Annotated in this window: 28 protein-coding genes and 1 pseudogene; 16 read left to right on the forward strand and 13 right to left on the reverse strand. The window is 65.6% G+C overall.

The features are described from left to right. From LH475_RS00975 to LH475_RS00990, 4 genes are all read left to right on the forward strand, one after another. Positions 1–433: ATP-binding cassette domain-containing protein (locus LH475_RS00975; protein WP_297412661.1), on the forward strand; the 433-nt coding region annotated here is incomplete at its 5' end. 10 nt (positions 434–443) lie between these two features. Continuing rightward, the gene (locus LH475_RS00980) at positions 444–1,124 is read left to right on the forward strand and encodes an ABC transporter permease subunit (protein WP_196844246.1); all 681 of its coding nucleotides are present in this window, start codon (positions 444–446) and stop codon (positions 1,122–1,124) included. Positions 1,125–1,127: 3 nt separating this feature from the next. Next, positions 1,128–1,907 (forward strand): ABC transporter permease, encoded by a 780-nt coding sequence (locus tag LH475_RS00985; protein ID WP_196844245.1) that lies wholly within the window; start codon positions 1,128–1,130, stop codon positions 1,905–1,907. Then, on the forward strand, positions 1,907–2,839 hold the full coding sequence (locus LH475_RS00990) for an ABC transporter substrate-binding protein (protein WP_297412663.1): 933 nt from the start codon (positions 1,907–1,909) through the stop codon (positions 2,837–2,839). Before LH475_RS00985 ends, LH475_RS00990 begins: the two co-directional genes overlap by 1 nt. Before the next feature lie 443 nt (positions 2,840–3,282). Here the strand turns inward: LH475_RS00990 and LH475_RS00995 are convergent. Next, a pseudogene (locus LH475_RS00995) lies at positions 3,283–3,542 on the reverse strand (IS110 family transposase); the annotation flags it as partial. 63 nt (positions 3,543–3,605) lie between these two features. Here LH475_RS00995 and LH475_RS01000 point away from each other — a divergent pair. Beyond that, positions 3,606–3,803 (forward strand): hypothetical protein, encoded by a 198-nt coding sequence (locus LH475_RS01000; protein ID WP_196844243.1) that lies wholly within the window; start codon positions 3,606–3,608, stop codon positions 3,801–3,803. Between the two features lie 136 nt (positions 3,804–3,939). Here the strand turns inward: LH475_RS01000 and LH475_RS01005 are convergent, their stop codons facing one another. Next, positions 3,940–4,311, reverse strand: coding sequence for a hypothetical protein (locus LH475_RS01005; RefSeq protein WP_196844242.1), 372 nt, complete (start codon positions 4,309–4,311; stop codon positions 3,940–3,942). A 255-nt stretch (positions 4,312–4,566) separates the two neighbouring features. Here LH475_RS01005 and nhaA point away from each other — a divergent pair, with 255 nt between their 5' ends. Then, entirely contained in the window at positions 4,567–6,375 is a 1,809-nt protein-coding gene (nhaA, locus tag LH475_RS01010) for a Na+/H+ antiporter NhaA (RefSeq protein ID WP_297412664.1), read from the forward strand. Between the two features lie 270 nt (positions 6,376–6,645). Beyond that, positions 6,646–6,942 carry a rhodanese-like domain-containing protein gene (locus LH475_RS01015; RefSeq protein WP_196844240.1) on the forward strand — a complete coding sequence of 99 codons (297 nt, stop codon included), beginning with the start codon at positions 6,646–6,648 and terminating at the stop codon, positions 6,940–6,942. A gap of 11 nt (positions 6,943–6,953) precedes the next feature. Here LH475_RS01015 and LH475_RS01020 read toward each other — a convergent pair whose 3' ends face one another. The 4 genes from LH475_RS01020 to LH475_RS01035 form a co-directional block, all read right to left on the reverse strand. Next, positions 6,954–8,387, reverse strand: coding sequence for an amidase (locus tag LH475_RS01020; RefSeq protein ID WP_196844239.1), 1,434 nt, complete (start codon positions 8,385–8,387; stop codon positions 6,954–6,956). A gap of 26 nt (positions 8,388–8,413) precedes the next feature. After that, entirely contained in the window at positions 8,414–9,703 is a 1,290-nt protein-coding gene (locus LH475_RS01025; RefSeq protein WP_196844238.1) for a M20 family metallo-hydrolase, read from the reverse strand. A gap of 49 nt (positions 9,704–9,752) precedes the next feature. After that, a complete protein-coding gene (locus tag LH475_RS01030) occupies positions 9,753–11,084 on the reverse strand; it encodes an MFS transporter (RefSeq protein ID WP_297412665.1) in 1,332 nt (443 codons plus the stop codon). 292 nt (positions 11,085–11,376) lie between these two features. Continuing rightward, positions 11,377–12,291, reverse strand: coding sequence for a LysR family transcriptional regulator (locus LH475_RS01035; RefSeq protein ID WP_196844236.1), 915 nt, complete (start codon positions 12,289–12,291; stop codon positions 11,377–11,379). A 223-nt stretch (positions 12,292–12,514) separates the two neighbouring features. Here LH475_RS01035 and LH475_RS01040 point away from each other — a divergent pair, with 223 nt between their 5' ends. Continuing rightward, a complete protein-coding gene (locus tag LH475_RS01040; protein WP_196844235.1) occupies positions 12,515–12,679 on the forward strand; it encodes a hypothetical protein in 165 nt (54 codons plus the stop codon). Positions 12,680–12,856: 177 nt separating this feature from the next. Next, on the forward strand, positions 12,857–13,753 hold the full coding sequence (locus LH475_RS01045) for a PfkB family carbohydrate kinase (RefSeq protein WP_196844234.1): 897 nt from the start codon (positions 12,857–12,859) through the stop codon (positions 13,751–13,753). A 43-nt stretch (positions 13,754–13,796) separates the two neighbouring features. Here LH475_RS01045 and LH475_RS01050 read toward each other — a convergent pair whose 3' ends face one another. Beyond that, entirely contained in the window at positions 13,797–14,369 is a 573-nt protein-coding gene (locus LH475_RS01050; protein ID WP_196844233.1) for a HEAT repeat domain-containing protein, read from the reverse strand. A gap of 143 nt (positions 14,370–14,512) precedes the next feature. Continuing rightward, positions 14,513–14,959 (reverse strand): GNAT family N-acetyltransferase, encoded by a 447-nt coding sequence (locus LH475_RS01055; RefSeq protein ID WP_196844232.1) that lies wholly within the window; start codon positions 14,957–14,959, stop codon positions 14,513–14,515. A 72-nt stretch (positions 14,960–15,031) separates the two neighbouring features. On the opposite strand from LH475_RS01055, the gene LH475_RS01060 reads away from it, so the two are divergent. Genes LH475_RS01060 through LH475_RS01070 form a run of 3 tightly spaced genes read left to right on the forward strand, consistent with a single transcriptional unit; the run spans position 15,032 to position 17,124 of the window. Further along, positions 15,032–15,478 (forward strand): MaoC family dehydratase N-terminal domain-containing protein, encoded by a 447-nt coding sequence (locus LH475_RS01060; RefSeq protein WP_196844231.1) that lies wholly within the window; start codon positions 15,032–15,034, stop codon positions 15,476–15,478. Then, entirely contained in the window at positions 15,475–15,897 is a 423-nt protein-coding gene (locus tag LH475_RS01065) for a MaoC family dehydratase (RefSeq protein WP_196844230.1), read from the forward strand. Before LH475_RS01060 ends, LH475_RS01065 begins: the two co-directional genes overlap by 4 nt. 12 nt (positions 15,898–15,909) lie before the next feature. Further along, on the forward strand, positions 15,910–17,124 hold the full coding sequence (locus LH475_RS01070) for a UDP-N-acetylmuramate dehydrogenase (protein ID WP_196844229.1): 1,215 nt from the start codon (positions 15,910–15,912) through the stop codon (positions 17,122–17,124). A gap of 14 nt (positions 17,125–17,138) precedes the next feature. Here the strand turns inward: LH475_RS01070 and LH475_RS01075 are convergent, their stop codons facing one another. Together LH475_RS01075 and LH475_RS01080 are read right to left on the reverse strand one after the other, a co-directional pair. Continuing rightward, entirely contained in the window at positions 17,139–17,555 is a 417-nt protein-coding gene (locus tag LH475_RS01075) for a hypothetical protein (protein WP_196844228.1), read from the reverse strand. 8 nt (positions 17,556–17,563) lie between these two features. Continuing rightward, positions 17,564–19,129 carry a PspC domain-containing protein gene (locus tag LH475_RS01080; RefSeq protein ID WP_196844227.1) on the reverse strand — a complete coding sequence of 522 codons (1,566 nt, stop codon included), beginning with the start codon at positions 19,127–19,129 and terminating at the stop codon, positions 17,564–17,566. 112 nt (positions 19,130–19,241) lie between these two features. On the opposite strand from LH475_RS01080, the gene LH475_RS01085 reads away from it, so the two are divergent. Continuing rightward, complete coding sequence (locus LH475_RS01085) at positions 19,242–20,588, forward strand: PspC domain-containing protein (protein WP_196844226.1); 1,347 nt, start codon at positions 19,242–19,244, stop codon at positions 20,586–20,588. Continuing rightward, positions 20,585–21,262 carry a response regulator transcription factor gene (locus tag LH475_RS01090; protein ID WP_196844225.1) on the forward strand — a complete coding sequence of 226 codons (678 nt, stop codon included), beginning with the start codon at positions 20,585–20,587 and terminating at the stop codon, positions 21,260–21,262. Before LH475_RS01085 ends, LH475_RS01090 begins: the two co-directional genes overlap by 4 nt. 1 nt (position 21,263) lies before the next feature. On the opposite strand, the gene LH475_RS01095 is transcribed toward LH475_RS01090, so the two are convergent. The 3 genes from LH475_RS01095 to LH475_RS01105 all read right to left on the reverse strand — a co-directional run bounded on the left by LH475_RS01095 (position 21,264) and on the right by LH475_RS01105 (position 24,365). Then, positions 21,264–22,076, reverse strand: a complete 813-nt coding sequence (locus LH475_RS01095) for an ABC transporter permease (RefSeq protein ID WP_196844224.1) — start codon at positions 22,074–22,076, stop codon at positions 21,264–21,266. Next, positions 22,073–22,987, reverse strand: a complete 915-nt coding sequence (locus LH475_RS01100) for an ABC transporter ATP-binding protein (protein WP_196844223.1) — start codon at positions 22,985–22,987, stop codon at positions 22,073–22,075. The genes LH475_RS01095 and LH475_RS01100 overlap by 4 nt, the downstream gene beginning before the upstream one ends. Positions 22,988–23,162: 175 nt before the next feature. Continuing rightward, positions 23,163–24,365 carry a pyridoxal phosphate-dependent aminotransferase gene (locus tag LH475_RS01105; protein ID WP_196844222.1) on the reverse strand — a complete coding sequence of 401 codons (1,203 nt, stop codon included), beginning with the start codon at positions 24,363–24,365 and terminating at the stop codon, positions 23,163–23,165. A 155-nt stretch (positions 24,366–24,520) separates the two neighbouring features. Here LH475_RS01105 and LH475_RS01110 point away from each other — a divergent pair, with 155 nt between their 5' ends. Together LH475_RS01110 and LH475_RS01115 are read left to right on the forward strand one after the other, a co-directional pair. Further along, a complete protein-coding gene (locus LH475_RS01110) occupies positions 24,521–25,363 on the forward strand; it encodes a UbiA family prenyltransferase (protein WP_196844221.1) in 843 nt (280 codons plus the stop codon). Beyond that, on the forward strand, positions 25,360–26,814 hold the full coding sequence (locus tag LH475_RS01115; protein ID WP_196844220.1) for an NAD(P)/FAD-dependent oxidoreductase: 1,455 nt from the start codon (positions 25,360–25,362) through the stop codon (positions 26,812–26,814). Before LH475_RS01110 ends, LH475_RS01115 begins: the two co-directional genes overlap by 4 nt. The last annotated feature ends 26 nt before the right edge of the window (positions 26,815–26,840 follow it).

Here is a 26,840-nt window from a genome sequence, read left to right on the forward strand (position 1 = left end):
ATATCCGGACCAGCTCTCCGGCGGCCAGCAGCAGCGCGTCGGAGTTGCGCGTGCTCTCGCTAGCGACCCGGACATCCTTCTCATGGATGAGCCGTTCGGCGCGGTCGACCCGATTGTTCGGGCGGAACTCCAGGTCGAACTCAACCGCTTGCAGCGTGAACTCGGCAAGACCACGGTGTTCGTCACACACGACATCGACGAGGCTTTCGCGATCGCCGACCAGGTGGTGATCTTCCGCACTGGCGGTGTGATCGCGCAGGTGGGAACTCCGGCCGAGATTCTGGCAAACCCAGCGGACGAATTCGTCGCGACTTTCATCGGTGCGGACAGGGGAAAGCGCACCCTGCACCTCCAGCATCGCGAGGGGGACAGCGCGACCCTCATCGTCGATGGGGACGGCCGGCCCGCGGGAATTCTCGGGGCCGATCGATGAGGGAGGATCGATGAGCTGGTTCATCGAAAACGTCGACCTGATCTGGGGCCTCACTGCCAATCATGTTGCACTCAGCATTGTTCCGATTGTGCTCGGATTCGCGATCGCTATGCCACTTGGCTGGATCGCTAACCGGCGGCTGGCCCTGCGGTCGATCGTGATCACCGGGGGAAGTCTCCTGTACACAATCCCCTCCCTTCCGCTCTTCGTGATCCTGCCTTACGTGCTCGGGACGAAGATCACCGATGACCGGAACATTGTCGTAGCGCTGACTCTTTATGCGATTGCGATGATGGTGCGCACCGCGGCAGACGCCCTCGCGGCGGTGCCGGCGGATGCGATCGAGGCCGCTACGGCCATGGGGTACTCCACGTGGACCCGATTCTGGCTGGTGGAATTTCCTCTCGCTGGCCCGGTGCTTCTCGCGGGCCTTCGCGTGGTCTCGGCAAGCACGATCGCGCTCGTCTCGGTTGGTGCAATCATTGGTTCGGCCAACCTCGGCTACCTGTACACGAACGGCAAGCAACGCGACTTTCTCGAGGAGATCGTCATCGGCATCGTGGCGAGCCTCGTCATCGCCCTCGTCTTCGACGTTGTGCTCGTTCTTCTTGGCCGCGTGCTCATGCCCTGGACGCGGCGGAGAGGTCGGACCCGGTTCCGGAGCATCCTTCCCGTCGAGGGGGTGGCCTGACCCGTGCAATTCTTTCTTGACGCCTTCCGCTGGCTGTTGGATCCCGCGAATTACGTCGCAGGAGCGCAGAGCCCCCTACCGATCCAGGCTCGGATCGGCGAGCACCTGTTCTACTCGGTCGTGTCGGTGGTGATCGCGGCGATCATCGCGCTTCCACTCGGTTTTTACATCGGGCACACCGGGCGCGGCCGCCAGTTCGTGATCGGATTCACCGGTGGGATGCGGGCACTCCCGACACTTGGCCTGCTGATGGCCCTCTTCGTCATCGTCGGGGCGACAGTGCCGTTCACGCAGGCCGCGTTCGTTGCCTCGATAATCGCTCTGGTCATCCTGGCGATTCCATCGACTCTGGCCGGCGCATACGCGGGCATCGAATCGGTCGACAGCCAGACGGTGGATGCCGGACGTGCGAGCGGCATGACCGAGTTGCAGGTGCTCAGCCAGATCGAGATACCGCTCTCGCTCCCGCTGATTATCGGTGGTATCCGTGCATCCGCGCTGCAGGTGATCGCAACCGCCGTGATCGCCTCGTACATCTCGCTCGGCGGTCTCGGATCGATCATCGCAAGCGGTATCGGACTCAATGACAACAATCGCATCCTCGGCGGTGCCATGCTCGTCACCGTACTCGCGCTCGTGGTCGATGGGATCTTCGCACTCGCCCAGCGCCTGACCCGAAGACGCGGCTTCTCCGACACACGCCAGCAGAAAACACACGTCCGCGGCCGGTCACTCGGACCGGTCACGGTGGCGGGAACCACCGCCGACGAAGGGAAGAAATAATGTTCACAGCAAATCGAAGGGCACGGATCGCCACCGCGGTCATCGCCGCGGGAGCGCTCGTTGCACTGGCCGGGTGCGCCACCTCCAACCCGACCGGTACTTCGCCGACCGACTCCGCGACGGGGCCGAAGATTGTCGTCGGCTCATTCGCCTTCCCCGAAAGCGAGATCCTTGGCAATATTTATGCCCTCGCCCTCAAGAACGCGGGTTACTCGGTCGATACGAAGTTCAATCTCGGACCGCGTCAGACCACGATTCCGGCGCTGAAGGACGGGTCGATCAACCTCATGCCGGAGTACAACGGCAACCTGCTGTTCTTCTATGACACGAAGAACACCGCCCGCACCACATCCGAGGTCGATGCTGCGCTTGCGACCAAGGTGCCGAAGGGATTCCGCGTGCTCACCTCATCCCCGGCCGAGGACAAGGACGCCTACGTCGTCACCCAGGAACTTGCAAAAAAAGAGGGGCTTGTTTCCATTGGCGACCTCACGAAGATTGAACCATTCAGTCTTGGGTCCAATCCACAGTTCGGCGAGCTCGCGTACGGCATCCCCGGCCTGAAGTCGGTTTACAAGATCAAGGATGTGACGTTCGTGCCGATCGAGGACTTCGGCGGACCAGACACGGTGAAGGCCCTCGTGGACAACGCGGTGCAGGTGGCCGACATTTACACGACCTCTCCTGATCTCGTCGCGAAGAAGCTCCTGGTGTTGAAAGATCCAGAGAACCTGATCGCTGCGCAGAACGTGCTGCCGTTGCTCAACTCGAAGATCTACAGTGCGAAACTCGCGAAGGTGCTCGACCGGGTTTCCGCCGCTCTCAGCACCACGGACCTGATCGCGCTGCGGGACCGCGTCGAAGGATCGGAGAAGGCCCAGGCCGCAACGGCAGCGAAGGACTGGCTCACGAAGAAGGGCCTGCTGAAATAACCGATTGCGAGACGCCGTCCCTCGCTGAGCTGCTCAAAATGCTCGGCCGTGACCTGGACGCCTGACCCCGCTTCCCCCGTTCTGGCTTTTCGGGGTTGTGGGGTGCTGCGTCCCGCAGCCGGTGTCGAGTGCTTTGGGCGCGGCGACACCGGCCAGTGAATCGACGACGTAGTCGACCATAGCGAGGTCTAAAGACGCTTCGACATGAGTGTCGGGCAGAGCCGCTGCGTAGCTAACAGCGACCGCGTCATAGGCCGCTGGTCTGCGTAGGCACAGCGTCTGTCACAGATGCGATGCTGACAGATTGGTGCGACCTCACCATGGTTCCCCTTGCCGTTCGCGCCGGAGGAACGTGGTTTCTTTGTAACTCCTCAGACATCCCGCATTTACCCGCAGATTGAAAACGCACTGAGCAGCGGTTTCATCCTTTCAAGGGCTCGACAGACGACGTTCTCCACTTCCACGGCGATCTCGTCGCGTTGTCGGCGCAGAGCGGCCAGCTGTTCGGCGAGGCGAGGACGTACCGTGTTGGCCGCCTTCGTGCCCACGACGACGAGACCATTTGCTCGCTGAGGGTCTGCGTGATTTCGGCGGCGAGGCGACGCCCTATCCGGGGCGCCCGCTTGATCAGTCAGTTGCCGAGCCGGAGCGTGCCGACGGATTTCATCGACGCTGGGGATGGGTGCTCTTGCAGCAGGTCCACACCGCGTGGGGACAGGTTCGAGCTGCTTGTGCGATGATGGGCGAATCGCGGGTAGGGTCGGCGATGCGGCTCTCCATCGTAACTTTGCTCCGCCAGGGCGAGACCGCGAACGTTTCATTCTCGATCGCCAGCGGAGTCGAACTCACCGCGATCGTAGCTGACCAACGCGCCGTTGCAGCCGTCGCCGTTGCCGGTAACGCCATCCATAGCGTAGAAGGCGCCGCAGCCGCTGCTGCCGACCTCCGCGCCGCGATCAGCTGAAGAAGCGGTATAACCGGCGTTCGCACTCCGGGAGCAGGGCCATGTCGCACACCACGCGACGCCGTCATCGTCAAATAATAAGGCGTCTCAGTACACGGATGCCGCGATGTCTTTAGTGCAGATGAGTCGGTGCAAATTAGTCGGCGCTGACCTGGTGTCGAAAACGGTCGCGCTTGGTGTGCAGGTCCCACAGGTATCCTGCCAACACGGCAGGGACTTTCTCGGTATCTTCGGTGAAGATGCGGCCCCCGATGATGAGCAGGGACACCTGAATGCCCTCTTCGCCGAGCACCTCGTTGAGCAGCTGTGCGTAGGCCGCCTGATCGGCGAACGCTACAGACGTTCCCGTGACGTTTCGACCCGGAGCGACGGCAGCTCCACCGTTGACGAACACGATAGTGCCTCGGTTTTTACCGAGGAACCGCATGCCAGGCAGCACTTGGTGCACCGCAGCGACAGGGCCGTAAATGGAGAACTCGATTGATCCAACGATTGCGATAGTTGTCATAGTTGGATTCGAGACGGAATATCGCCGAGATACTCCTCCGGCGCATTCCCGAAGTACCCGCGAGCAGTAGACGTCGGGCTTGACCTACCGGAGTTGTGCGTGCTCTCCCGGACAGCGGGTGGCTGTGTATAGTACTTCTGAGGGTTCAGGGTCAGCTTAGGTTTGAGACCGGATTCGAAATGGTCAGCTCGCCATAGACCGCACGGAGGATCGCCACGCCGCGGGATTCTCACGCGGAAAGGGTTGTGAATCACCATGCAGGCTCCGCCACGCTCCGAGAAGACGTCCGCAGCACTTCTCATCCTGTTCACCCTCGTGGCGATTGGCTGGGCAAACTCTCCGCTATCGCACACGTACCTGGAATTTTGGTCGTCGACGATAGACCTGCGGGTAGGCGCCGCCAGTATCGAGTTGACTTTCCGCGAAGTGGTCAACGACGCCTTGATGACGTTCTTCTTCCTCACCGTAGGGCTGGAGGTCAAGCGAGAGTTCACCATCGGGGAACTCACGGATCGTTCCCGTGCACTGGTACCCATTTCGGCCGCTATTGCTGGCCTGATAATTCCCGCATTTGTCTTTTTGGTTGTGAACCCCACGGGCGAGAACGCCCAGGCCTGGGGCGTCGTCATCTCGACTGACACGGCGTTTCTTGTGGGAGCCCTGGCGATCGCGGGTCCAAAATTTCCGACGCGTCTGCGTCTGTTCCTGTTGACTCTTGCGGTGGTCGATGATGTTGGCGCCCTTATCGTCATAGCCGTGTTTTATACGGATGACGTGCAACTGGCGCCCTTGCTCCTTGCTCTCATCTGCTTGGTGATCGTCGCCCTGGTCCGATTCCTCAGAGCAGGGCGCGGACTCGCTTACGCTTTCCTCGCGGTAATCATTTGGTTCTCCCTGTTTGCTGCGGGTGTCCATCCGACACTGACAGGCGTCGCCCTCGCCCTCCTGATTCCAGTGTTCCCGCCGAAGCGACTCGCGGTTGAACGGGCCGTCACACTCACTCATGCGTTCGAGCAGTCGCCCAGCTCGCACTACGCACGCGCTGCGACTCGTGGCTTGCGTGATTCGATCTCTATTAGCGAGCGTCTGCACAGCGAGTATGCGCCATATGTTGCCTACATCATTCTGCCAATCTTTGCGCTGGCGAACGCGGGAGTGCGTCTCGATGGTAAGACCCTCGCAGCTGCCGTCATCTCTCCTCTCACCTGGGGAATCGTGGCTGGCTTGGTAGCGGGAAAGCTGCTAGGAATTACCGCGATAACTGCGATTCTTCGCGCTCTACATGTGGGTCAGTTGGCGCCGGGTTTGACCGTCGGACGCGTCGCCGGCGGCGCGGCGTTGTCTGGCATCGGGTTCACCATTTCCCTCTTGATTGTGGATATCGCGATCGCTGATCCCGTGAAGCAGGACGAGGCCCGCGTTGGCGTATTGGCTGCATCCGTTGCGGCGCTATTGCTCGGCTGGGCAATCTTTCGCATCGTAGATCGGCTACAGCCACCAACGGCGATTGGACGAACGCTCGTGCGCCCGGTCGATGCTGGTCGCGATCACATCTTAGGAAACCCCGATGCTCCTCTCACCCTCGTGGAGTACGGAGACTTTGAGTGCTCATTCTGCAGCCACGCGAGCGGCTCAATCGATGAGATTCGGGCGTATTTTGGTGCAGACCTGCGATACGTGTGGCGCCACCTGCCTACGAGTCGTGAGCACCCGCACGCCCTCGAAGCGGCTTATGCGAGCGAAGCCGCTGCACTTCACGACAAATTCTTCGAGCTGTTGCCCATTATGTTCTCACATCAGGATCACCTCGACAGTGATGACCTGTATACATATGCGGTAGAACTTGGACTTGACACTGATCGATTCGCCTCGAACATGCGTTCGGCACACGTTGCGAACCGTGTCTCAGACGATATTCTGGATGCGGAACTCATGGACCTCAACCACACCCCGACGTTCTTTGTCGGGGAGGTACGCCATCACGGTCCATACGATGCGGCCACACTCATTCAAGCGCTTGAGGCGTCGCGAGGTATTGAACAGGGCGATCCTCGATACAAGTAACGCCTGTCGCTCCCGCCCAAGTCGGTACGGTGAACAGGAGTCATGGCCGTCTGATTTGTGCTTGCGGCTCGTTAGCGGCCACACCTACTCAGCGCTCCGGGGAGTCCGAGTTGTAGACACATGTTCACCGGCTCGGCCGAACATCCGGGGCTTTTTTGCCCAATTCGGGCTGCCCACGCACCGCAGATGCGTGGGCGCGCCCACTATAGGTGGCGCGGTGAGCCATAGGTGCAATTTCCGTACCGGAACTCGCCGCCATGCTTGATCGCCATGCTTGATCGCCGGGCGCCGGGCGAGAGCGACCTCATCGATGTGCGGGAACCAGAAGAATACGAGATCGTGCATATTGCCGGGGCGCGGCTCGTTCCGCAGGGCGGCATCCTCTCGGGACACGCGCTATCGACTCTCGCCCGGGACCGCGATATTGCTCTGCATTGCAAGGCTGGCCTTCGCTCGGCCGTCGTTCTCGCCGAGTTGGAGCGTCGTGGCTACGACCGCGTGTGCCAGGTCGAGGGAGGGATCCTGGCGTGGGTGAAGGAGATCGAGCCCACGCTTCCGGCGCACTGAAACGGTGCGGGTCAGCCACCGATCTGCGCGTAGCGGTGGGCCCACGGGCGCACGATTTCGACGGTGGCGCCGATGCGAAAGACCGTGTCGTCATCAAAGGGATGGCCGACAATCTGCACCCCGGTCGGGATGCCGCAGTCGGCCATGCCGCTGGGTACCGCGAGCACCGGGCAGCGGTTGGCGATGTTGAACGGCACCGTCATGTGCGCCTGCCAGTAGTGTTCGAGGTGCTCGCCGCCGGCCGAAATGCCGTCGAGATAGTGACCGTCGGCCTTCAGCGCCGCGATCGCCGAGGTCGGGCAGATCAGGGTGTCGAACCCGGTCATAACCGCGGCGAGCTCGCCCTGCATTCGAGTTTCGGCGGTGAGTCCGTCGAGAAAGCGGGTGCCGGCGGCCGCAGCACGGGCATCCGCCATGAACTGCACCGTGTAGGCGGCGAGCTGACTCCTTGCCGCACGGGTCTCGTCCTCCATCGCCGGGCCCAGAATATGACCGAAGTGCGTGAACGACACCCGGTGAATCTCGGCCGTGGTCCACGGCAGCTCGACTTCTTCGACGATCGCACCGGCGCCCTCAAGCGCCGCAGCGACCGCGCGGGTATTGGCCTCGACATCGGGATCGACGAGGTAGTCACCAAGTCGAATGCAGAGGGCGATGCGCAGGCCCGCGACCGAGGCCCACTCGCCGGGCAGCGGCGCGGCGGTGGCGAGCGAGGTGTGGTCGCCCGAATGCTGGCCGGCCATGATGTTGGCGAGGAGGGCGGTATCCGCAACACTGCGGGACATCGGGCCGTCGCCGCGATAGTGGTCGGCGGAGAGCGGCGCGACCCCCGGAACGCGGCCATACGGAGCCTTGAACCCGACAGTTCCGGTGAAGGCCGCCGGCAACCGGGTCGACCCGGCAATGTCCGAGCCGGTGGCGAGTGGCGCGAATCCGGCAGCGAGGGCAGCGCCGGAGCCGCCGGAGGAGCCGCCGGGGGAGAGCTCGAGGTTGAACGGATTGCGCGTGACCCCCCAGAGCGGCGAGTGCGTCACGGTCGCGCAGCAGAATTCGGGCGTCGTGGTGCGGGTGTGCACGATGCCGCCAGCCGAGCGGATGCGGCTGATCACCGGATGATTCGCGCGCGCCACGACCTGACGTTGAGCGACGAGCCCATTGCTGAGCACGTGCCCAGCGAGGGAGTGCTTCTCCTTCGCGGCCACGGGCAAGCCGAGCAGCGGGGCGACGGTTCCGCCGACCCGGTACTGCCGCTCGGCGTTGCGGGCCGACTCCCGTGCCTCGTCGACCAGTTGCTCGGTCAGCGCGTTGACCTGCGGGTTGACCGCGTCAATGCGCTGCAGTACCGCCTCGAGCAGCTCGACCGGCGACAGTTCGCGCGAGCGAAACAGACCGAGCGCCTCGCTCGCGCCGAGGTAGTGCAGGTCGGTGCCGGTGTTGCTCGACATGATGGCAGGGGATTCGGTACGGCTGATCATGCCTGACCCGACTCAGCGCGAGCCGACGCAGCCAGTGCGGGCGACAGCGCCGGATCGACCAGGGCCCCGTTGACCAAATCGGTGGCGATCTCGGTGAGCAGCGTGAGCCCGGCGACCATATCGGCATCCGTGGTGAATTCGCGTTCGCAGTGCGAGACGCCGTCAACGCTCGGAATGAAGAGCATGATCGAGGGCACGATGGTGTTCATCGCGACCGAGTCGTGGCCGGCCATGGTCTGGATACGGCGGGTGGAGAGCCCGGCGCGGATGGCGGCCTGTTCGGCCAGCTGCAGGCCGTTCTCCGGAAAGTACCTGATCGGACGAATATCAAAGTCGGTGACGTTGATCTGGATGTCGTGCTCGAGGGCGAGGACGGCGATCTTCTCGAGCAGAGTGGCGCGGGCCGCCTGCACGATCTCGGGGTTGCCGCTTCGCAGGTCGGCGACCAGGCGCACCCGGCGGGCGACCACGATGGGGGAATTGGGTTCGAGGGTCAGCTGCCCGACCGACGACACGATGGCCTCGTCGGCGAAGTCGGTGGTGACCTCGCGCACCATGAGGATGATCTTGGCGGCGGCAACGAGGGCGTCGTGCCGGTCGGCCATGGCGGTCGCCCCGGTGTGCGACTGCTCGCCGAGCACCTCGATGTCGAGTTTCTGGGTGTACCAGCTTCGGTCGACCACACCGACAGCGATGCCCTCGCGTTCCAGGATGCGACCCTGTTCAATGTGAATCTCGGCGTAGCTCACCGTGACCGGGCGCGGGTCGGTGCCAAGGTAGCCGATTTCGGCGAGGGCGGCGCGGGCGGTGACACCGGCCAGGTCGGTGGTGTCGAGCATTTTCTCCTGGTCGAACAGCCCGACGAACACGCTGCTGCCCATGACGCTCGGTGCAAAACGGCCGCCCTCTTCGTTGAACCAGTTCACGACGGCGAGGTTGAACGGCGGCACCGTGCCGTTCGTGGTGACCAGCTCGTCGATGTTGCGGGCAGCGTGCAGTGCCGCGAGCACGCCGTAGGCGCCGTCGAAGCGCCCGCCGAGCGGCTGGCTGTCGAGGTGTGAACCGACGAGCACGTAGGGCGCGCCGGGGGTCCACTCGATCAGTCCGAACATGTTGCCGATGCCGTCGACGTGCAGGGTGTAGCCGGCGTCGGCGACCCACTTCGAGAACCAGGCGCGGCTTTGCGCGTCTTCGGCGGTGGCGGCCTGGCGGTCGACGCCCTCGCGGGGCGTGGCGCCGATGGTCGCAACGTGGTGGAAATCGGTCAGAAAGTCAGCAGATGACACGTGTGCTCCTTCAAAAGCGGATGGTGCATGAATTGATGCCGCGGCGCTCTCAGCCCAGACGCCCCCGCGTCTCGGGCACCTTGGTGAGGGTTACGAGCAGGAACACGATCACGGCGGCGCCGGCCATGTAGAAGCCCGGGGCGAACGAAACACCCGAGCTGGAGACCAGGGCCGCGCCGACGAGCGGCGCGGTGCCGCCGAAGATGGCATAGCCGAGGTTGTAGCTCACGGCAGCGCTCGTGAAGCGGGTTCTGGTCGTGAAGATCTCGACGAAAAAGGTGTAGCAGCCGCCGCCGTAAATGCACAGGGGAATGACGAACAGCATCTGGCCGAGCAGGGCGAGCGGCAGGCTGCCGCTCGTGACGAGCATGAAGCTCGGGATGGCGAGAACGGCGATCGCGGCCGACCCGGCGATCAGCATCGGCTTGCGCCCGACCTTGTCGCCGATGCGCCCCCCGATCGGCAACAGCACGGCGTACAGGGCGAGGGCGGCCGCATTGGCCAGCAGGGACTGCTCGCGACTGAGGTTACCCGTGGTCTGCACGTACGCCACGAAGTAGGCCGAGAGAAAGTAGAAGCCCATCGCGGTGAGGCCCATCACGAAGATGACCTGCACCATGCGCAGCTTGTTCTCGCTGAAGGCTTCCTTGATCGGGCTGAACTCCGTGGTCCTGGTGGCCTGGGCGTCGGTGAACGACTTGCTCTCGCTCGTCTTGCTACGAATCCAGACGCCAAACAGGGCCAGCGGCAGGGCAAGCAGGAACGGGAGGCGCCAGCCCCAGGCGGTGAACGACGCGTCGGACATGCTCTGGCTGAGGATGAGAATCATCGTACCGGCGAACACGGACGGCAGTGCGGTCGCGGCGATGGTCAGGTTCAGCCAGAGGCCGCGCCGGTTGATCGGGGCGTGTTCAAAAACGAATGAGGGCGCGCCGACCGATTCGCCACCGGCCGAGAAACCCTGCACGAGGCGCATCAGCAGCAAGAGTAGGGGAGCGCCCAGGCCGATCTGATCGAAGGTGGGCAGCAGTCCCATGCAGGCGGTCGCCACACCGATGGAGAGCAGGGTGATGGCAAGCACCTTGCGCCGCCCGATCCTGTCGCCGAGGGCACCGAAGAACAGACCGCCGAGAGGGCGCACGATGAACGCGACGCCGAAGGTTGCGAAGGTGGCGAGTAGGGCGAGGTTCGGATCAGTGCTCGGGAAGAACAGCTGAGAGAAGATCACCGCCGTCAAGCCATACAGGGTGAAGTCGTAGAACTCGATGAATTGGCCGATGCTGCCGCCGAGCAGCACCCGCTTTTGCAGGCCGGTGATTTTCTTCGGGGGAGCGGCGTCGGCTAGCGGACTGATCGGGGCGGTGGCTGCGGTCGTGGTCATGAAGTCCACCGTACGATCGTGGTGATTCCGGCGCTCGCCGCTTCGTTTCTGGCCCGTGAACTCTGCGCGAGCCGTGTGTCGGTCATATTGCGGCGCATCCGCTGGTGTGTAACCGGGGCGACACATGAATTGTCTGCTCGAACACTGATCCTCCTTGATCACGATGAGTCGGATCCCGGTCACAGACGAGCGGTGCCGGGAGCGCGCTGCTAATTGTGGTCAAGCTTGCGCGTCGCGAAAGTCCCTTGTCCAATTGATTCTCCTGGCCAACCTCATCGATTTTGGTAATGATCTAAGGTCGGGTGGCACCGTACAAACGTCGGCAGGTCTCTTCGAAGGCCAGGGTACGACGGGTGGGCAGGGCGGCGTGGAGACGCACCAGCATGACCTCGCTCGGCGGAAACTCATCAGTCAATCTCAACGGCACCACGCGACCGCCGGAGTAGGGCACATCGTTGTAGACCCGCTGGTTGAGCAGGGCATAGCCGTGGCCCTGGGCGACGAAGGAGCGCACCGTTTCGTAGCCGGCGAATCGGTGGCGTACGTTGGGCACCACCCCGGCCACGGCGAACAGGCTCTCGTAATACTCCCTGCTGTGCGGCAGGTCGAGCAGAATCAGCGGTTCGCCGGCGAGGTCGCGCAGGGCGATCTCTCGACCGGGGCTGTTCGCGGCCCGGTGGCCCTCGGGAACGATGACGTGCGGAGGAACCCGCTCGAGCACCTGGCTGGAGAAACCGCTGCCAAGGCCGTGCCCGTACATGAGTGCGAGGTCGCAGCGCCCCTCGCGCAGTTCGGTCTGCAGTGAAGCGAGGTCTGCTTCGAGAAAGGTCACGTCGACGCCAGGGTGGGCGGCTTCGAACGCCTTGAGAATGGCCGGCAGCCGAAACGAGGCCAGTGGCGAAAACACGCCGACGGTCAGCTCGCCGGTGAGCGTTTCGGCGGCACCGTAGACCGATTCGAACAGGGAATCGGCGTGGTCGAGAAACGCCTTGAGGTCGAGCGCGAACCTGCGCCCGGTCGGCGTGAGTTTGAGCCCGGTCGAGGGGCTGCGCAGGAATAACTGGGCGCCGAGCGTGCGCTCCAGCTCCGCCATGGCCGTGGAGACGGCCGACTGGCTCACGAGCAGCCGGGCGGCGGCCTGGGTCATGCTTTCCAGCTCGGCGACGGCGGCGAAATACCGCAACTGGGTGAGAGTGAAGTGTCGCATCGGGCTCCAGATCGGGTGGCAGTCGGGAGCGCAAGCGCTCCGCCCCGCGCGTGCCGATTGCTCAATGGTAACGACGTGCGTGCCCGGGCGCTCGTTCCGGCACGGGCACCGGGCCCAACACGACAGATAAGCGGACGCCGCGCGCGGCATCCGCTTCGGCCCTCACTTGGGGGTAGTATCTGGGCAATCGGGACTTTCCCGCGCATGAATGAAAGGTCGGACTATGAATCCGCTACTCATCATTGTGGCCATTGTTGCGGTGGTGCTGCTCATTACCGGCGGTCTGGTGCAGTCGCTCCAGTTTCTGCTCTGGGTCGGTATCGTGCTCGCGATCATCGCAGTGATCATGTTCCTGATGCGGTCGATGTCAGGACGCAAAAGCGTCTAGAACTGCATGAGGGGCAGCCGCCGGGAGGAGAATGAACTCCTCCCGGCGGCTGTTTTCTGTGTCGGCACATGCCTGTTGCCGGCCCGGCGCAGCGCCTGGATGGCGGCCAGACCCCTGCACCCCCGTACACTGTGCCGACCGGGCTCATTGCTCGCGGCTCCGGAGAGAATGGACCCCATGCCTGAACAAAGCGCCCCCGCTCGTGTCGTCGTTGTGGGCGACGCCCTCATCGACGTGTTGCGCGACTCGGAGTCGAGCCGGGAATTTGCCGGCGGCGCCGCGCTCAACGTGGCGGTCGGACTGGCCGTGCTCGGCGTGCCGACGACCCTGATCGCGATGGTCGGCGACGACGCCGATGGCACCGTGCTTCGAGCGTTCCTCGACCAGTACGACGTGCAGCTGATCGCGACACCGGGGCCGCTCGGCTCGTCGCGGGCGGTGTCTGACCGCACCGACGGCGAACCCCGCTACTTCTTCAATGATGCCGCCAAGGCGCGTCGCATCGAGTTCGGGGTGGCCGAGTGCGCCGCACTCAAGGGCGCCGCGCTCGTCGTCGTGAGCTGCTTTCCGTTCGACGACACCGCGCAGACCGAAGCGTTCGCGGCCTGCGTGAGCGACCCCGAGCATCGCCTCGTGATCGACCCCAACCCGCGGGCCGGCATGCTGCATGACGGGCCGCGGTTTGTGCGCAACTTTGAGGCGCTCGCCGCGCGCAGCCTGCTCGTGAAGGTCGGCGACGAAGACGCCGACCTTCTCTACGAGAGCACGCTCGACGAGCTGCGGGAACGGCTCGTCGATGCGGGCGCGCACACCGTGCTGGCGACCGCCGGACGCCTCGGCGCCTCGGTTTCGTTCGCGAATAATAAGCAGGTCAGTGCGCCGATCGCGAAGCTCGATGGCCCGGTCATCGACACGATGGGTGCCGGGGACGCGACGCTTGCGGCATCCGTTTGCACCATCGTGACCGACGGGGTGCCGCAGGATTTGGCCGCCTGGCAGGCGCTGCTGGCCGACGCCATGCTGACCGCCGCCGCCACCTGCAGGCATGAGGGAGCGCTGCTCCGGCGACCGTAGATCAGGCTCTTCGCAAACGGATGCCGGCGGCTAGCCGACTGGTTCAGGCTTCAGGCTCGGTGGCCGGTTTCGTCAGCTTGAGGCGGCCGCGGATCGCGTCGCGGGCCTGCTGGGCGGCGCGGCGCACCTCCTTGTCGGCGTCGCGCAGGCGCACCTCGATCGTCGCGATGTTGTCGGCGGTGCCTTGGTCGGCGAGGGCGTGCAGGGCAGCGGAGCGCACACGGGGGTTCTCATCGGTGGTGAGGCGCACGAGCTTGGGCACGACCTGCAGCCCGCGCAGCAGCACGACCTTGGCGCACATCTCGCGTACCCGCCAGGCCTGGTTGTTCAGCCCGACGACGATGTATGGAGCGGCCGATTCGCCCCAGACATGCAGCAGTGCGCGGGCGCCCCACAGCTCGGGCCAGTACAGCGCGGGGGCACCCTCGAGGATGCCGAGGGCGTGGCGGCCGCCCGCGTACAGCAGAAAGTCTTTTCCGGCATTCTTGGCGCGCAACAGCGCGACGGCGTTATCGATGACAACACTCTCGCCGTAGTGCGCAACGGCGGCGCGAATGCGCTCGTCGGTCGGCAGGTCGATCGGAAGTTCGGGGTGCGGGATCAATTTGTTTTGCATAGCCCTCTAACGCTACCTCCCCGGCGCGACGCGGGCCATCGAATCCGTTCCGGAGCGACGATCTCGTGAGAGTAATGCGGCGCCGTAGACGGAACGACAGAGTGGGCGAGCCGGGCCCGCGTCCGTTGAGCGGCGGGGCTCGGTCAGGTGAGGGTGAGTTCGAAGCCGGAGGCGTGCTCGTAGATGCCGTAGTTGCCGATGTCGGTGAAGCCGAGGCTGCGGTAGAGGGCGAGGGCCTCGGGCTGGGCGTAGCCGGTTTCGAGTCGCATCCGCTCGTAGCCGAGGGTGCGGGCGAGGGATTCCAGCTCTTGCAGAATCGTGCGGGCGTGGCCCTGGCGGCGGTAATCGGGGTTGGTCCACATGCGCTTGACCTCGGCGGTGGTGGCGTTGAACTGGCGCAGGCCGCCACCGGCGACCGTCGTGTCACCGTCGACGAGCACGAGAAAGCCGCCGCTGGGCGGATCGAACTCGGCCCCGTCGACGTCGTGCACGGAATCGCCGTCGCCGTATCGGGTTTCGTATTCACGGTGCAGGTCAAGCAGGAGAGGGGCCACCTCGGGGTCACCGAGGCGCACGGATACACATTTCACGCTTTATAGTGTGCGCCTTGTTCTGGTGTGGTTCTGACCCGCCACCGGGAGCTCTCTGAGTAGACTCAATGGGTGTCAGTGAACCCAGAGTTGCAGGGACGGGTCTTTCCGTCGGTCGCACCGTACCTTGTCGGACGTGAAAAGGTGCGCGAATTCTCCCGCGCCGTGTTCGCGACCAACCCGATCAACCACGATCCCGAAGCGGCCCGCGCGGCTGGCCACGCCGACGTCGTCGCCCCGCCCACGTTTGCCGTGGTCGTGCAGGAGGCCACCCTGGCCCAGCTTCTGGCCGAACCGGATGGCGGCATCGACTTCACCCGTGTCGTGCACGGCGACCAGCGCTTTTGCTATCTGCGCCCAATCGTCGCCGGCGACGAACTCACGGCTACCCTCGCGGTGACGAGCATCAAGACCCTCGGTGGCCACTCGATGGTGACCGCCGAGTCCACGATCGTCGACGCGACCGGCGCCCACGTCGTGACCGCCATCTCCACCCTCGTCGTCAGGGGAGACGAATGACCCACGTTTTGACTGATCTCACGGTCGGCAGTGTCGTCGCCGAGGCGAGTTTCCGAGTGACGCGCGATTCACTCGTGCACTACGCCGGGGCATCCGGTGATTTCAACCCCATTCACTACCGCGATGACGTCGCGCAGTCGGTGGGACTTTCGGGCGTACTCGCCCACGGAATGCTCACCATGGGCCTGGCCGTGCAGCCCGTCGTTGACTGGGCCGGCGACCCGGCCCGGGTGGTCGACTATCAGGTGCGGTTCACCCGCCCGGTCTTCGTCGACGCCACGGAAGGTGCCCTTGTCAACGTGGTCGCCAAGGTCGGCGCCCTCGATTTCGAAGCTAATGTGGCGCGCATCGACCTCGTTGTGAACTTCAACGGCGCGACCGTTCTCGGCAAGGCGCAGGCGCGCGTCAACCTGGCCTGAGGCGGTTGAAACATGATTGAACCCGTTGCCCTGAGCACCCTCACCACCTTTCGTCTCGGTGGGCCACCAGCCGCCCGGGTGGCGCCGGTCACCGAGCAGAACCTCATCAACGAGACCCTCTCGGTCTGGGGTATGGACGAGAACTGGCTGCTGCTCGGCGGTGGATCCAACACCGTCGTAGCCGACGCAGGTTTCGACGGCATCGTCATCCACGTGGTGACCCGCGGCATCGAGGTGCTCGCAGATGGCAGCAAAGCGGATGCCGCCGCCGACGATCCCGCAGACGACGATCCCGTCGCTGCCGGCCCCGAATCGGGCACCGAGCACCGCGGCGCCCGGGTACGCCTGCGCGTACAGGCAGGCGAACCCTGGGACGATCTCGTCGCCTACGCCGTGGATCGCGGGTGGGCCGGAATCGAGGCGCTGTCAGGCATTCCCGGATCGTGCGGCGCTGCCCCCGTGCAGAACATTGGCGCCTACGGCCAGGAACTCTCTGACAGCCTCGTCGCGGTCGACTTTCTCTCCTACGAAACCGGTGAGGTCGAACGGCTTGAGCGCGCCGACCTCGACCTCGGCTACCGAACCTCGGCGCTCAAGCAAGGGCTGCGTGGCGTCGTGCTGGCGATCGAGCTGGAGTTGCATGACACCGCGGCCGAGGCATCCGTTTTGGGAAGCACTCTCGGCCAACCGTTGAAGTATTCCCAACTCGCCGGAGCGCTCGGTGTTCAGCTGGGCGACCGGGTGCCGCTGCAGATCGTGCGCGCGACCGTTCTCGGCCTGCGGGCCGGCAAGGGCATGGTGCTTGACCCGAGCGACCCCGACACCTTCAGTGCCGGATCGTTCTTCACCAACCCGATCGTCACCGAGGGGTTTGCGCGCTCGCTGCCAACGGATGCGCCGCGCTGGCCGCTGGAGCCCGAGCCGGCCGATCGAGTAATTCCACTTGAGGAATATATGGGCGTCGGTCCGATTCCCGGTGAGGAACCCGTGCGCCTGGTCAAGCTCAGTGCCGCCTGGCTCATCGAACACGCCGGTGTCCGTCGGGGTTTTCGCCTGCCGGGATCGAAGGCGGCCGTGTCGAGTAAACACACCCTCGCGTTGACGAACACGGGCGGGGCGACCGCGGCCGAGGTGGCCGAACTCGCCCGTTATGTGCTCGGCCGGGTGCGGGCCGAGTTCGGTGTGAATCTACAGGCCGAGCCGGTGCTCGTGGGGCTCACGCTGTAACTCGGTGCGCCGGGCTAGTCGGAGCGGCGAGCGGCGGCCGCGATGCCGGCCACGACGAGGCCGAGACCGACCGCGATGACCCCTCCGAGCAGCCACAGCGTGGGGTCCGGCCGGATCGGCACGAGACTGAACACGACCACGCAGGTGGCGAAGGCCAGCAACAGCACCCCCCAGAGAATCGTGCTGAACCGTGGGTGCAGTCGGGCAGCGGATGCCGCGGGCTGGGCCCCGCGCAACCCGTCGTCGGGCTGTGCGGGCAAGGGGTATGCGGGACTGGGGGTCACGATGTCCGGGGTCCCTTTCGCCGGGGTCCCCTCGAAGGGGAAGGCGAGCTTCTCGGTCGCTGCAGTGGCGTTGGCAGCGTCAGCGGCCTGGTCTGCGACGTTCGAGGTGTCGTTCGTGGCTGTCTCGCGCGGGTCGGGAGTGGTCATGGGGTGTCCTAGTCGTTCGAATCGGTGAGGGTGACGAGGCCGGCCAGCGTCCAGATGCGCAGCACGGGCCCGTTCTCATCCCTCGTGGAGTTGACGCTGCCTGCGTTGAAGGTGCGCCTGTCGGCGGTGAATAGGCCGTTTCGCTCGCCGTTCTCGCTCGAGCTGCTGCGTCCCGAGTAGTCCACCCCACCAACCACGGCGTGCGTTTCGACGCGCACCGGGGCATCCGCTGGCAAAATCAGCTTGGTTTCGCCGGCTCCGAGCCAGACATCAATCGTGCGGTCGTTGCGAAGGCCCGGGTTGTCGAAGTCACGCAGGTCAAGGATCGTCTGGCCGGCGATCATGGCGTAACCGGGCGTCTCGGTGGCATCCGCGGTGTTCGCGCTGAGCGCCCAGACATTCGTGCCAAAGGCGGAGAATTGGGTGCCGGGGGGGAACACAGCCACGGCCGCGATGACGACGGCGGCGAGAAGGGCGAAGCCTCCCATGGCGCCGTCGGTGCGGCCGCGAATTCCGGCGATGACGATGCCGACCGCGAGAACGCCAAGGGCGAAGGCGAGGCCGAGCAGAACGACTTCGTTCGACCAGACACCACGGGAATTGACCATGGCCGCCACGGCGCCGGTTGCGAGCGCCAGACCGAGCACGATGGAGGTGAATCCCGTACCGGGGCGGCGAGCGCGCACGAGAGCGCGCCGCGCAGCCTGGCGTGCGAGGTGCTGTTCCTGCCAGATATTGTTCTGGTCCGCCGGCTTTTCTCGGCCCGAGACATACGTTGCTGCGCTGTAGGGGCTGGGGTAGTGGGTGCCACTGCCACTCGGAGTCTCGGCGCCGGCCGCCGGTGACTCGGCCCGGGATTCGGTTGCTGATGCCGTGTTCGTGGCGGGAGCACGTTCTTCGGGCACGAAGGCCGACGCGGGGCCCACAGCGGTGCGCGGTGGCGTCGAACCATAGCCGGGCATGGGGTACGAGCCGGAGCGGCCCGACGGTGAGCCGGTCGAGCGGGCTGACCCGTTCGCGCCGGCTGCCCCGGTGCGGTTGCCGCTCCGGCGCCGAACCAGATAGACGACCAGCCAGCCGATGCCAGCCAGGAGGGCCAGGCTCCAGCCGATCCCAAACAGTGTGCTTAGCCAGTTGGGCAGGCCCACGACGGGGCCGCGCCACCAGCCGTCTTGAAAGATCGGCACGATCGTGAAGAAAAGCAGAGCGCCGATGGCGATCATGGCCGGTTGAAATCGACCACGCAGGGCATCCTCGACGTAGATGCGACCGGCGCCGCGCGGCAGGAGCGCCCAGCCCACGGCGTAGGCGAAGATTACGGGGCCGCCGAGAATGGCAAGGACGACCGCAATGCCGCGCACGATCAGCGGGTCGAGCCCGGTGCGAGCTGCGATGCCTCCGCAGACGCCAGCAAACCAGCGGTCGCCATCGCGGTTCAGACCGGAAGCCCGGATCCAGTCGAAGAATCGGGTGATCTGGTCGGGCTTCGGCTCGGTGTCCGAGTAGGTCGTGCCAGGCAGGGTGCTGCCAGGCTGGGTGCTACCGGGATGCGGTGGGAGGGGGGTGTCGTTCATGCTTCGAGTCTGGCAGCGCGGCCGACCAGCAGCCATGGGGGATGACCCTGACTGAACCCTGAACTCTCGCCGCACGCGACCGGGCGTACCCCCGGCGTGCTTTGATGAACGAGTGAGAACCGAACGGATAACCCGGCCCCGGCTTCGCCTGCTCGGCGGAGTCTGCGCCGGGTTCGCCGACCACACCGGCCTGCCGGTGACAACCGTGCGCGTGGCCACCATGCTGCTGTCGCTGTGCGGAGGCGCCGGCGTGCTGCTCTACGCCTGGTTGTGGGCAACGACACCGAGTACCGTCGCGCCGACGGCGGCGGAACCGCTCCCCAAATCCAGTCTGGCCCGCGCGGTTTCTCCCGCCGCCAGTCGCGCCACCGACGTTTCGTCCGGCAGCGCCCGGATGAAGCCGGACGCGCCCGGTATACCCGACCTCGCTTTGCGCGCCCCGGCAGCGGATGCCCAGCTCGCCCGCGCCGCGCCGGTCACCGAGATCCTGCTCGGACTCGCCCTGCTTGCGGCTGGCATCGCCCTGGTGGCCAGCCGTCTCGGGGCCAACATTCCGCTCGCCGTCGTCGTGCCCGGGATCGTCGTGCTCGCCGGCACCGCGCTGGCCTGGCGGCAGTTTGCCGACGTGCGCAGCGGCGCCGCCCAGCAATCCTCTGCCCTGGCGGTGCGCACGCTTGGCGCGCTCGTGTTGGTGGCGGTGGGCATTCTGCTGTTTTTCGTGACCGGGGACAGCCCGAACGTGTGGACTGTCATTCTGGCCGCCGCATCCGTTCTGCTCGCCGTCATCGTCGTCATCGCACCGTGGGTGCTGCGACTCTGGAGCGACCTCGCCGACGAGCGGGCCGCTCGGGAGCGTGAGGCCGAACGGGCCGAGATCGCCGCGCACCTGCACGATTCGGTGTTACAGACCCTCGCCCTCATTCAGCAGAAGGCCGGCCCGCACAGCGAGGCCGCTCGCCTCGCCCGCGCGCAGGAACGCGAGCTACGCGAGTGGCTGTTCACCGGTTCAAGCGGTGGTACGACCGACCTCGCCACCGAACTGCGCCGCATCGCAAGCGCAATCGAAGCGGACTTCACGGTGCACTTCGAGGTCGTCAGCGCCGGCGTTCTGCCGGGCGAGGCCCCCAGACCCCTCGTTGCGGCAGCCCGCGAAGCGATGCTCAACGCCGCCCGTCATGCCGGCGGCCCGGTCTCGGTCTACCTCGAAATCGGTCGGCGCGGCCTCGAACTCAGTGTGACCGACCGCGGCCCGGGTTTCGCCCGCGATACCGTGCCCGAGGATCGACTCGGTGTTCGTGAATCCATCATCGGGCGGATGCGCCGGGCTGGCGGCACGGCGGTTGTGCGCTCGGGGCCCGGCGGCACCGGCACCGAGATCCTGCTCACCCTTCCACCGATTCCGAACGAGTCTCCAGCACCGCTTGGAGACCCCCATCCCCAAGAAACGTCCCTGCCATGACCCCCAGCGCGGAACCGACGCCCGAGCCGCTCGCGGTCCTCATCGTCGACGACCACTCGATCTTTCGCTCCGGCCTGCGCGCCGAGCTCGACGCCAGCCTCTCGGTGCTCGGCGAAGCGGCGACCGTCGACGAGGCGATTGACCTCGTGACCCGGCTGCAGCCGCGCGTCGTGCTTCTCGATGTTCACCTACCCGGAGGCCGCGGCGGCGGCGGCGCCGAGGTCATTCGCGAGGCAGCGACGCACGCCCCGCACACCCTCTTTCTCGCACTCAGCGTTTCTGATGCAGCGGATGACGTGGTCAGCGTCATTCGAGCCGGTGCCCGCGGGTACATCACCAAGAGCGCGTCGGGGGCCGAGGTCTCTGATGCTGCCCGCCGGGTGGCTGGCGGTGACGCGGTGTTCTCACCCCGGCTGGCCGGATTCGTGCTCGACGCGTTCGGCGCCGTGGCCGGTGAGACCGCCCAAACCGATGAGGAACTCGACCGGCTCTCGGCCCGTGAGACCGAGGTGATGCGACTGATCGCCCGCGGCTACAGCTATAAAGAGGTCGCAACGACCCTGTTCATTGCAACGAAAACCGTGGAGACACACGTGTCGAACGTGTTGCGCAAACTGCAGCTCTCGAGCCGACACGAACTGACCGCCTGGGCCCTCGAACGCAAACTGCTCTAGGTCAGCTGTCTCTGCGGATCCAGCGGAACGTCACGCGGCTGAGTATGAGCCCGACGACGAGCCAGAGAGCGAGCGCCCCGGCAACCCAAGCGAGATTCCAGACGCCGTTCTGCTCGGCGGCAGCAAAACTATCGGGCAGAAAAACGCTGCGCATGCCCTGCGCCATCCACTTGAGCGGAAACAGGCCGGCCAGGTTCTGCATCCAGTCCGGCAGGGTGCTGAACTGCAGGTAGACCCCCGAGATGAACTGCAGCACGAGCACGATCGGGGCCACAACGGCGGTCGCGCTCTTGCCCGATCGGGGCACGGCAGAAAGCGCGATGCCCAGAAAAGCCGAGGTGATGACGCCGAGCAGAAACACCCAGGCGAACAGCAACCACTTCTCACCGGACGTGGGCAGGTCGATGCCGAGCGCGAATCGAGCGACGAGCAGCAGCAGTCCGGCCTGCAGTATGGCGGTCACGAAGACTTGCCCGATCTTGCCCATGAAGTAGCTGAACGGTGATAACGGGGTGCCGCCGAGACGTTTAAGGGTGCCGTCGCTCTTCTCGCCGGCGATGTCCACCGCCAGGTTCTGCACGCCCGACAGCAGCATGCCGGCGGCGAGCATTCCGGGCAGGTAGTAGGCACCGACGCTCACGCCACCGGTGCCGTCGGGATTCGTGCCCAGGTTGCCACCCACGCTGAAGGCGGCCGTGAAGATGCCGAGCATGATGAAGGGAAACAAGAACGTGAAAAACACGGTGTCGGGGGAACGAAAGTAGATCCGGGTCTCGTACCCGACCCGGCTGGCCCCGCTGAAGAATATGCTCATGTGAGAATATCTCCCGTTCCGTTCGAAACCGAGCTTGGGGCTTTCGGCTGCGTCGGCAGTTTGTCACCACGCACCAGGCCCAGGTAGACATCTTCGAGGCTCGGCCGGATGACCTCAAGGTCGACCGGCTCTCCGCCGGTCTGCGCGATGAGCTCGGCCACCACCGCACCCGGCTCGCTCGTGCGGCGCTCGTGAACCAGGCCGACGGCATCCCGCCAGCGCACGAGCGGAACGCGCGCCTCGGTGCCGCCGATCTCATCGATCGCGCCGATGTCGATGAGTCGGCCGCCAGCGATGACCCCGGCCCGATCGCCAAGTTGCGCGGCCTCGTCGAGGTAGTGCGTCGTAAGCAGAATGGTCGTGCCCTCGGCTTTCAGCCCGCGGATGAGGTTCCAGAACTGATGCCGGGCCTCCGGGTCGAAGCCGGTGGTCGGTTCGTCGAGAAAGAGCAGCTCGGGCCGCCCGATGATGCCGAGCGCGACATCCACTCGGCGTCGCTGCCCACCGGAGAGCTTGCTGATGCGGGTCTTGGCCTTCTCGCGCAGCCCGGCGGCGTCGATGACCTCGTCGACATTGCGGGGGTTCGGATAGAAACCCGCGAAGTGCGTGAGCTGTTCGGTCACCGTCACATTGCCCTGCTCGCCGCTGGTCTGCAACACCATGCCGAGTCGCGCCTTCCAATCGAGACCGCCGTGTCGCGGGTCGACGCCGAGCACGCTCACCTCGCCCGAACTGCGATCGCGATATCCCTCAAGAATCTCAATCGTGGTGCTCTTACCTGCCCCGTTCGGGCCGAGCAGGACGAAGGTCTCACCGGCCGCGATGGAGAAGCTCACACCGTTGACGGCCGCCAGGGTCCCATAGGACTTGCGCAGGTCGCGCACCTGCACCACCGGGTCTAAGAATGTCATGTCACCAGAATCCCACCGCGGGGCCGCCCGCACCACCGGGCAGCCGGCTGATTTATGCATCCACCGGTCGATGGATGCTCCGCAACCCGACTCAAGCCGACTTGCCCCTTTTCTACTCAGAGTCGCCATGTGAACGGGGACTCCGGGTAGAACGGAGACTCTCAGCGAAAGGCGGCTAGGCGAACAGGCGCTGGAGGCGCTTTACGCCCTCAAGCAGGGCGTCGTCGCCGAGGGCGTACGACAGGCGCAGGAACCCGCTCGGGCCGAAGGCCTCGCCGGGAACGGCGGCCACTTCGGCCTGGTCGAGCATCAGGTCGGCCAGTTCGAGAGAGGTTGTCGGGGTGGCCCCGCCCCACTCACGGCCGAGTAGACCCGTCACATCGGGATAGACGTAGAAGGCACCCTGTGGAGTCGGTGTCACGACGCCGGGGATCTTGTTCAACTCCGCAACGATCAGCCTGCGGCGGCGGTCGAAAGCCACCCGCATGGCCTCAGCGGCATCCTGCGGGCCGTTCAGCGCGGCGATTCCGGCGCGTTGCGAGATATTCGACACGTTGGACGAGAGATGCGACTGCAGGTTTGCTGCCGCCTTGATGGCGTCGCCGGGGCCGACCATCCAGCCGAGACGCCAGCCGGTCATGGCATATGTCTTCGCAACGCCGTTCACCAGGATGGTGCGGTCGGCGAGCGCGGGCACGACTTCGACGATAGACACCGCGCGAACGCCGTCATAGGTGAGGTTCTGGTAAATCTCGTCGGAGATGACCCAGAGGCCATTGTCTTCGGCCCACTGGCCGATCGCCCGAGTCTGTTCCGGCGAGTAGACGGCGCCGGTGGGGTTGGACGGTGAGACGAATAGCAGCACCTTGCTGCGCGGGGTGCGTGCAGCTTCAAGCTGCTCGACGGTCACGAGGTAACCCTGGTCGCTGCCGGCGAAGACATCGACCTGCACGCCGCCGGCGAGACGGATCGCCTCGGGGTAGGTGGTCCAATACGGGGTCGGCACGATGACCTCGTCGCCGGGATCGAGCAGGGTCGCGAAGGCCTGGTAGACGGCCTGCTTGCCACCGTTGGTGACGACGACCTGGCTCGGCGAGATCGCGAGCCCGCTGTCGCGCAGCGTCTTGGCCGCGATGGCCTCGCGCAGCTCGGGCAGACCAGCTGCCGGGGTGTACCGATAGTTCTTCGGATCACGCACGGCGGCCAGCGCCGCCTCCACAATGTGCTCGGGCGTCTGAAAGTCGGGTTCCCCCGCCGCGAAGCTGATCACCGCCCGCCCCGCTGCCTGCAGCGCCTTGGCCTTGCCGTCAACCTTGAGGGTTGCCGATTCAGCAATAGAGCCGATCCGAGTAGAAATTCGCTTGAGTTCGTGAGCCACACGTTGAGCTTAGCTACCCGACCAGCGCTCGGGCTAGGGGCGCCCCAGGCTGAGCCGGCGCTCGTGTCAGCCCGTCTGGCGTAGATTCGGTCGCCCCCGGCTGAGCGACGCGACACCCGCGAAAAACGGGTCTTTCGCAGGGATAGAGTGAGAGGGTGTTCACCCGCCTGGTTCATATCTCCCGCCCGGTGCTCTGGGTCAACACCATCGGAACCACCGTCATCGGCATGTGGCTGATCGGGGATTTGTGGCGCTGGGACGTCATTCCCTTGATGCTTTGGGCGACCCTGCCGTTCAACCTACTGATCTACGGCGTGAACGATATCTTCGACCAGGAAACGGACGCCCAGAACGCCCGCAAGGGCGGCCTCGAGGGGGCCCGCATCCTCGGCTCGGAAACCCGCGGTATCGTGCTTGGGGTTGTGCTGACCAACGCACCGTTCGTCGCGTATTTTCTGCTCACGCTGCCGCCGGTGGCGCTCGCCTGGATCGCCGCGTACACGGTGATCTTCATCTTCTACTCGGCACCCCCGCTGCGCTTCAAGGCCCGGCGCTACCTCGACTCGCTCAGTAACGCCGCCTACGCCTTCCCGCTGGTCTTCGTACCCCTCGCCCTCGGCGAGTCGCCGGTCTGGGCGGCGGCTGTCGGGCTGATGGCGTGGAGTGTGGCCAAGCACACCTACGACGCTGTGCAGGACATCGACGAGGACCGCGCCGCCGGAATCCAGACCACCGCCGTTCATCTCGGCGCGCGCGGCGCCACGGTTTGGAGCGGCGTGTGGTGGGTTCTGTCCACCGTGGCTTTCGCGCTGATCAGCTGGCCGGTCGCCTTGGTGAATGCGCTCATCGCTGGCTGGCTGGTGGTGTCGCTGGGACGCAGCCCCACGCCGGCGACGGCCCGCCGCCTGTACCGATACTCGATCGTGTTCCCCTATGTTGCAGGTTCCGTTGCCGGGGCCCAAATTGTGGCAGCTATTTTACTAGGAGCCTATCCATGACCCGAACGCGCACGAACACGACCCCGCAGCGCATCGTCGTGCTCGGCGCGGGTATCGGCGGGCTCACTGCCGCCGCGCTGCTGGCTCGCGCCGGCCATTCGGTGACCGTGCTGGAAGGCTCCGACTGGATCGGCGGCAAGAGCAGGCGCCTCGAGATCGACGGACAGCGCGTGGACACCGGGCCGGCGCTGGTCACTTTTCCCCGGGTCTGGGAGGAACTGCTGGCCCGCTACGACGCACTCGGTGCCCGCAGGCAAGCTCCCCCTGAGGCCGCCGCGGTGGCTGGGGTGACGCTGCAGAGACTGCCCGAAGTGGGCCGGTACTTCTACCGGGGAGAGGAAACCACCCTGCCGGTGCCGGCCGGGCATCCCTGGCACGCGGCCTGGATCCGTTTCGAGCGGGAACACGGCGGCCTCGGTCCCCAACTCACGAGCATGCTCACCGCCGACCCGGCCGACCCGGCGTCGCTGCCGGCCGTACGCAACGTGTTTCGCCTCTACGGCACCCGCCTGACCACGCGCAGCTTTCTAGACGGCCTGAGCTGGATGCCGGACGGCCTGCGTGAGGTCATCGCCATCCACACCCTCAACGCGGGGGTCTCTCCCCGGCATACCCTCGCCCTGTACGCGAGCATGCCGGCCATTATGGCCAGGGACGGCGTGTGGGTTCCGGGCGGCGGCGTGAACGAGTTGCCGCTCGCGTTGCACCGGTTGGCGCTGCACGCCGGCGCGGATGTGAAGACGGGCGAGCCCGTCACATCCGTGTCGAAGGGGCTCGTGACCACGCCGTCGGCGACGTACCTGGCCGACGTGATCGTGAGCGGGCTTGACAGCGCTGTGCTCGATGGACTGCGCGGCGCGTCGCCGGCACGGCCGCGGGCGCGCTCCTGCTCGGGGGTGGCCATCTATGCGGCCCTCGAAACGTTGCTGCCGGAGGGCACGGCCACGCACTCCGTCGTGCTGCCCGACGACCCGGCGGCCCTGCACCGCAGCCTCGCTGGCGGGGTTGTGCCGGAACAAACGATGGCTTTCTTGAACTACTACCGGCCGCACGAGGTCTATCCCAATGACCGGGCCACAGTGGCGGTGCTCCTGACCGCGCCCGCCGACGGCCGCCACTACGATCTCGACAGCCCGTGGGTGGCGCGTGAGGTCGCCCGGATCAGCGCCGTCGTGGGCCTGGACCGGCCGATCAGCGAGCTGTTCCGGGACCACGTCGTGCTCGACCCGCACTACTTCGGCGGCTGGGGTTCGACCGGTGGAGCCCTGTACGGCGCCACCAACCCGCTCTGGCAGAGCGGTCCGTTCCACCGCCCCGGGTACACCAGTTGGGCACGCCCGTGGCTGTGGCAGGTGGGCGCGTCGGTGCACCCCGGCGGCGGTATCCCGGCCGTGCTCGGCGGCGCCATGACCGCTATGCACAAGCTGATCGGCCGTCTCGACGGTCGCTGATCGTGGGAGCTGGCTCGGGCGTGCAA

The sequence above is a fragment of the Cryobacterium sp. genome, assembly GCF_026786305.1.
In the GTDB taxonomy this organism is placed as follows: domain Bacteria; phylum Actinomycetota; class Actinomycetes; order Actinomycetales; family Microbacteriaceae; genus Cryobacterium.

Bases quoted from the DNA above. Each gene is read 5' to 3' on its own strand.
- LH475_RS00980 (WP_196844246.1), top strand. From the start codon at position 444: ATGAGCTGGTTCATCGAAAACGTCGACCTGATCTGGGGCCTCACTGCC.
- LH475_RS00990 (WP_297412663.1), top strand. From the start codon at position 1,907: ATGTTCACAGCAAATCGAAGGGCACGGATCGCCACCGCGGTCATCGCC.
- LH475_RS01000 (WP_196844243.1), top strand. From the start codon at position 3,606: ATGCGGCTCTCCATCGTAACTTTGCTCCGCCAGGGCGAGACCGCGAAC.
- LH475_RS01005 (WP_196844242.1), bottom strand. From the start codon at position 4,311: ATGACAACTATCGCAATCGTTGGATCAATCGAGTTCTCCATTTACGGC.
- nhaA (WP_297412664.1), top strand. From the start codon at position 4,567: ATGCAGGCTCCGCCACGCTCCGAGAAGACGTCCGCAGCACTTCTCATC.
- LH475_RS01015 (WP_196844240.1), top strand. From the start codon at position 6,646: ATGCTTGATCGCCGGGCGCCGGGCGAGAGCGACCTCATCGATGTGCGG.
- LH475_RS01020 (WP_196844239.1), bottom strand. From the start codon at position 8,387: ATGTCGAGCAACACCGGCACCGACCTGCACTACCTCGGCGCGAGCGAG.
- LH475_RS01030 (WP_297412665.1), bottom strand. From the start codon at position 11,084: ATGACCACGACCGCAGCCACCGCCCCGATCAGTCCGCTAGCCGACGCC.
- LH475_RS01035 (WP_196844236.1), bottom strand. From the start codon at position 12,291: ATGCGACACTTCACTCTCACCCAGTTGCGGTATTTCGCCGCCGTCGCC.
- LH475_RS01040 (WP_196844235.1), top strand. From the start codon at position 12,515: ATGAATCCGCTACTCATCATTGTGGCCATTGTTGCGGTGGTGCTGCTC.
- LH475_RS01045 (WP_196844234.1), top strand. From the start codon at position 12,857: ATGCCTGAACAAAGCGCCCCCGCTCGTGTCGTCGTTGTGGGCGACGCC.
- LH475_RS01050 (WP_196844233.1), bottom strand. From the start codon at position 14,369: ATGCAAAACAAATTGATCCCGCACCCCGAACTTCCGATCGACCTGCCG.
- LH475_RS01065 (WP_196844230.1), top strand. From the start codon at position 15,475: ATGACCCACGTTTTGACTGATCTCACGGTCGGCAGTGTCGTCGCCGAG.
- LH475_RS01070 (WP_196844229.1), top strand. From the start codon at position 15,910: ATGATTGAACCCGTTGCCCTGAGCACCCTCACCACCTTTCGTCTCGGT.
- LH475_RS01075 (WP_196844228.1), bottom strand. From the start codon at position 17,555: ATGACCACTCCCGACCCGCGCGAGACAGCCACGAACGACACCTCGAAC.
- LH475_RS01080 (WP_196844227.1), bottom strand. From the start codon at position 19,129: ATGAACGACACCCCCCTCCCACCGCATCCCGGTAGCACCCAGCCTGGC.
- LH475_RS01090 (WP_196844225.1), top strand. From the start codon at position 20,585: ATGACCCCCAGCGCGGAACCGACGCCCGAGCCGCTCGCGGTCCTCATC.
- LH475_RS01095 (WP_196844224.1), bottom strand. From the start codon at position 22,076: ATGAGCATATTCTTCAGCGGGGCCAGCCGGGTCGGGTACGAGACCCGG.
- LH475_RS01100 (WP_196844223.1), bottom strand. From the start codon at position 22,987: ATGACATTCTTAGACCCGGTGGTGCAGGTGCGCGACCTGCGCAAGTCC.
- LH475_RS01115 (WP_196844220.1), top strand. From the start codon at position 25,360: ATGACCCGAACGCGCACGAACACGACCCCGCAGCGCATCGTCGTGCTC.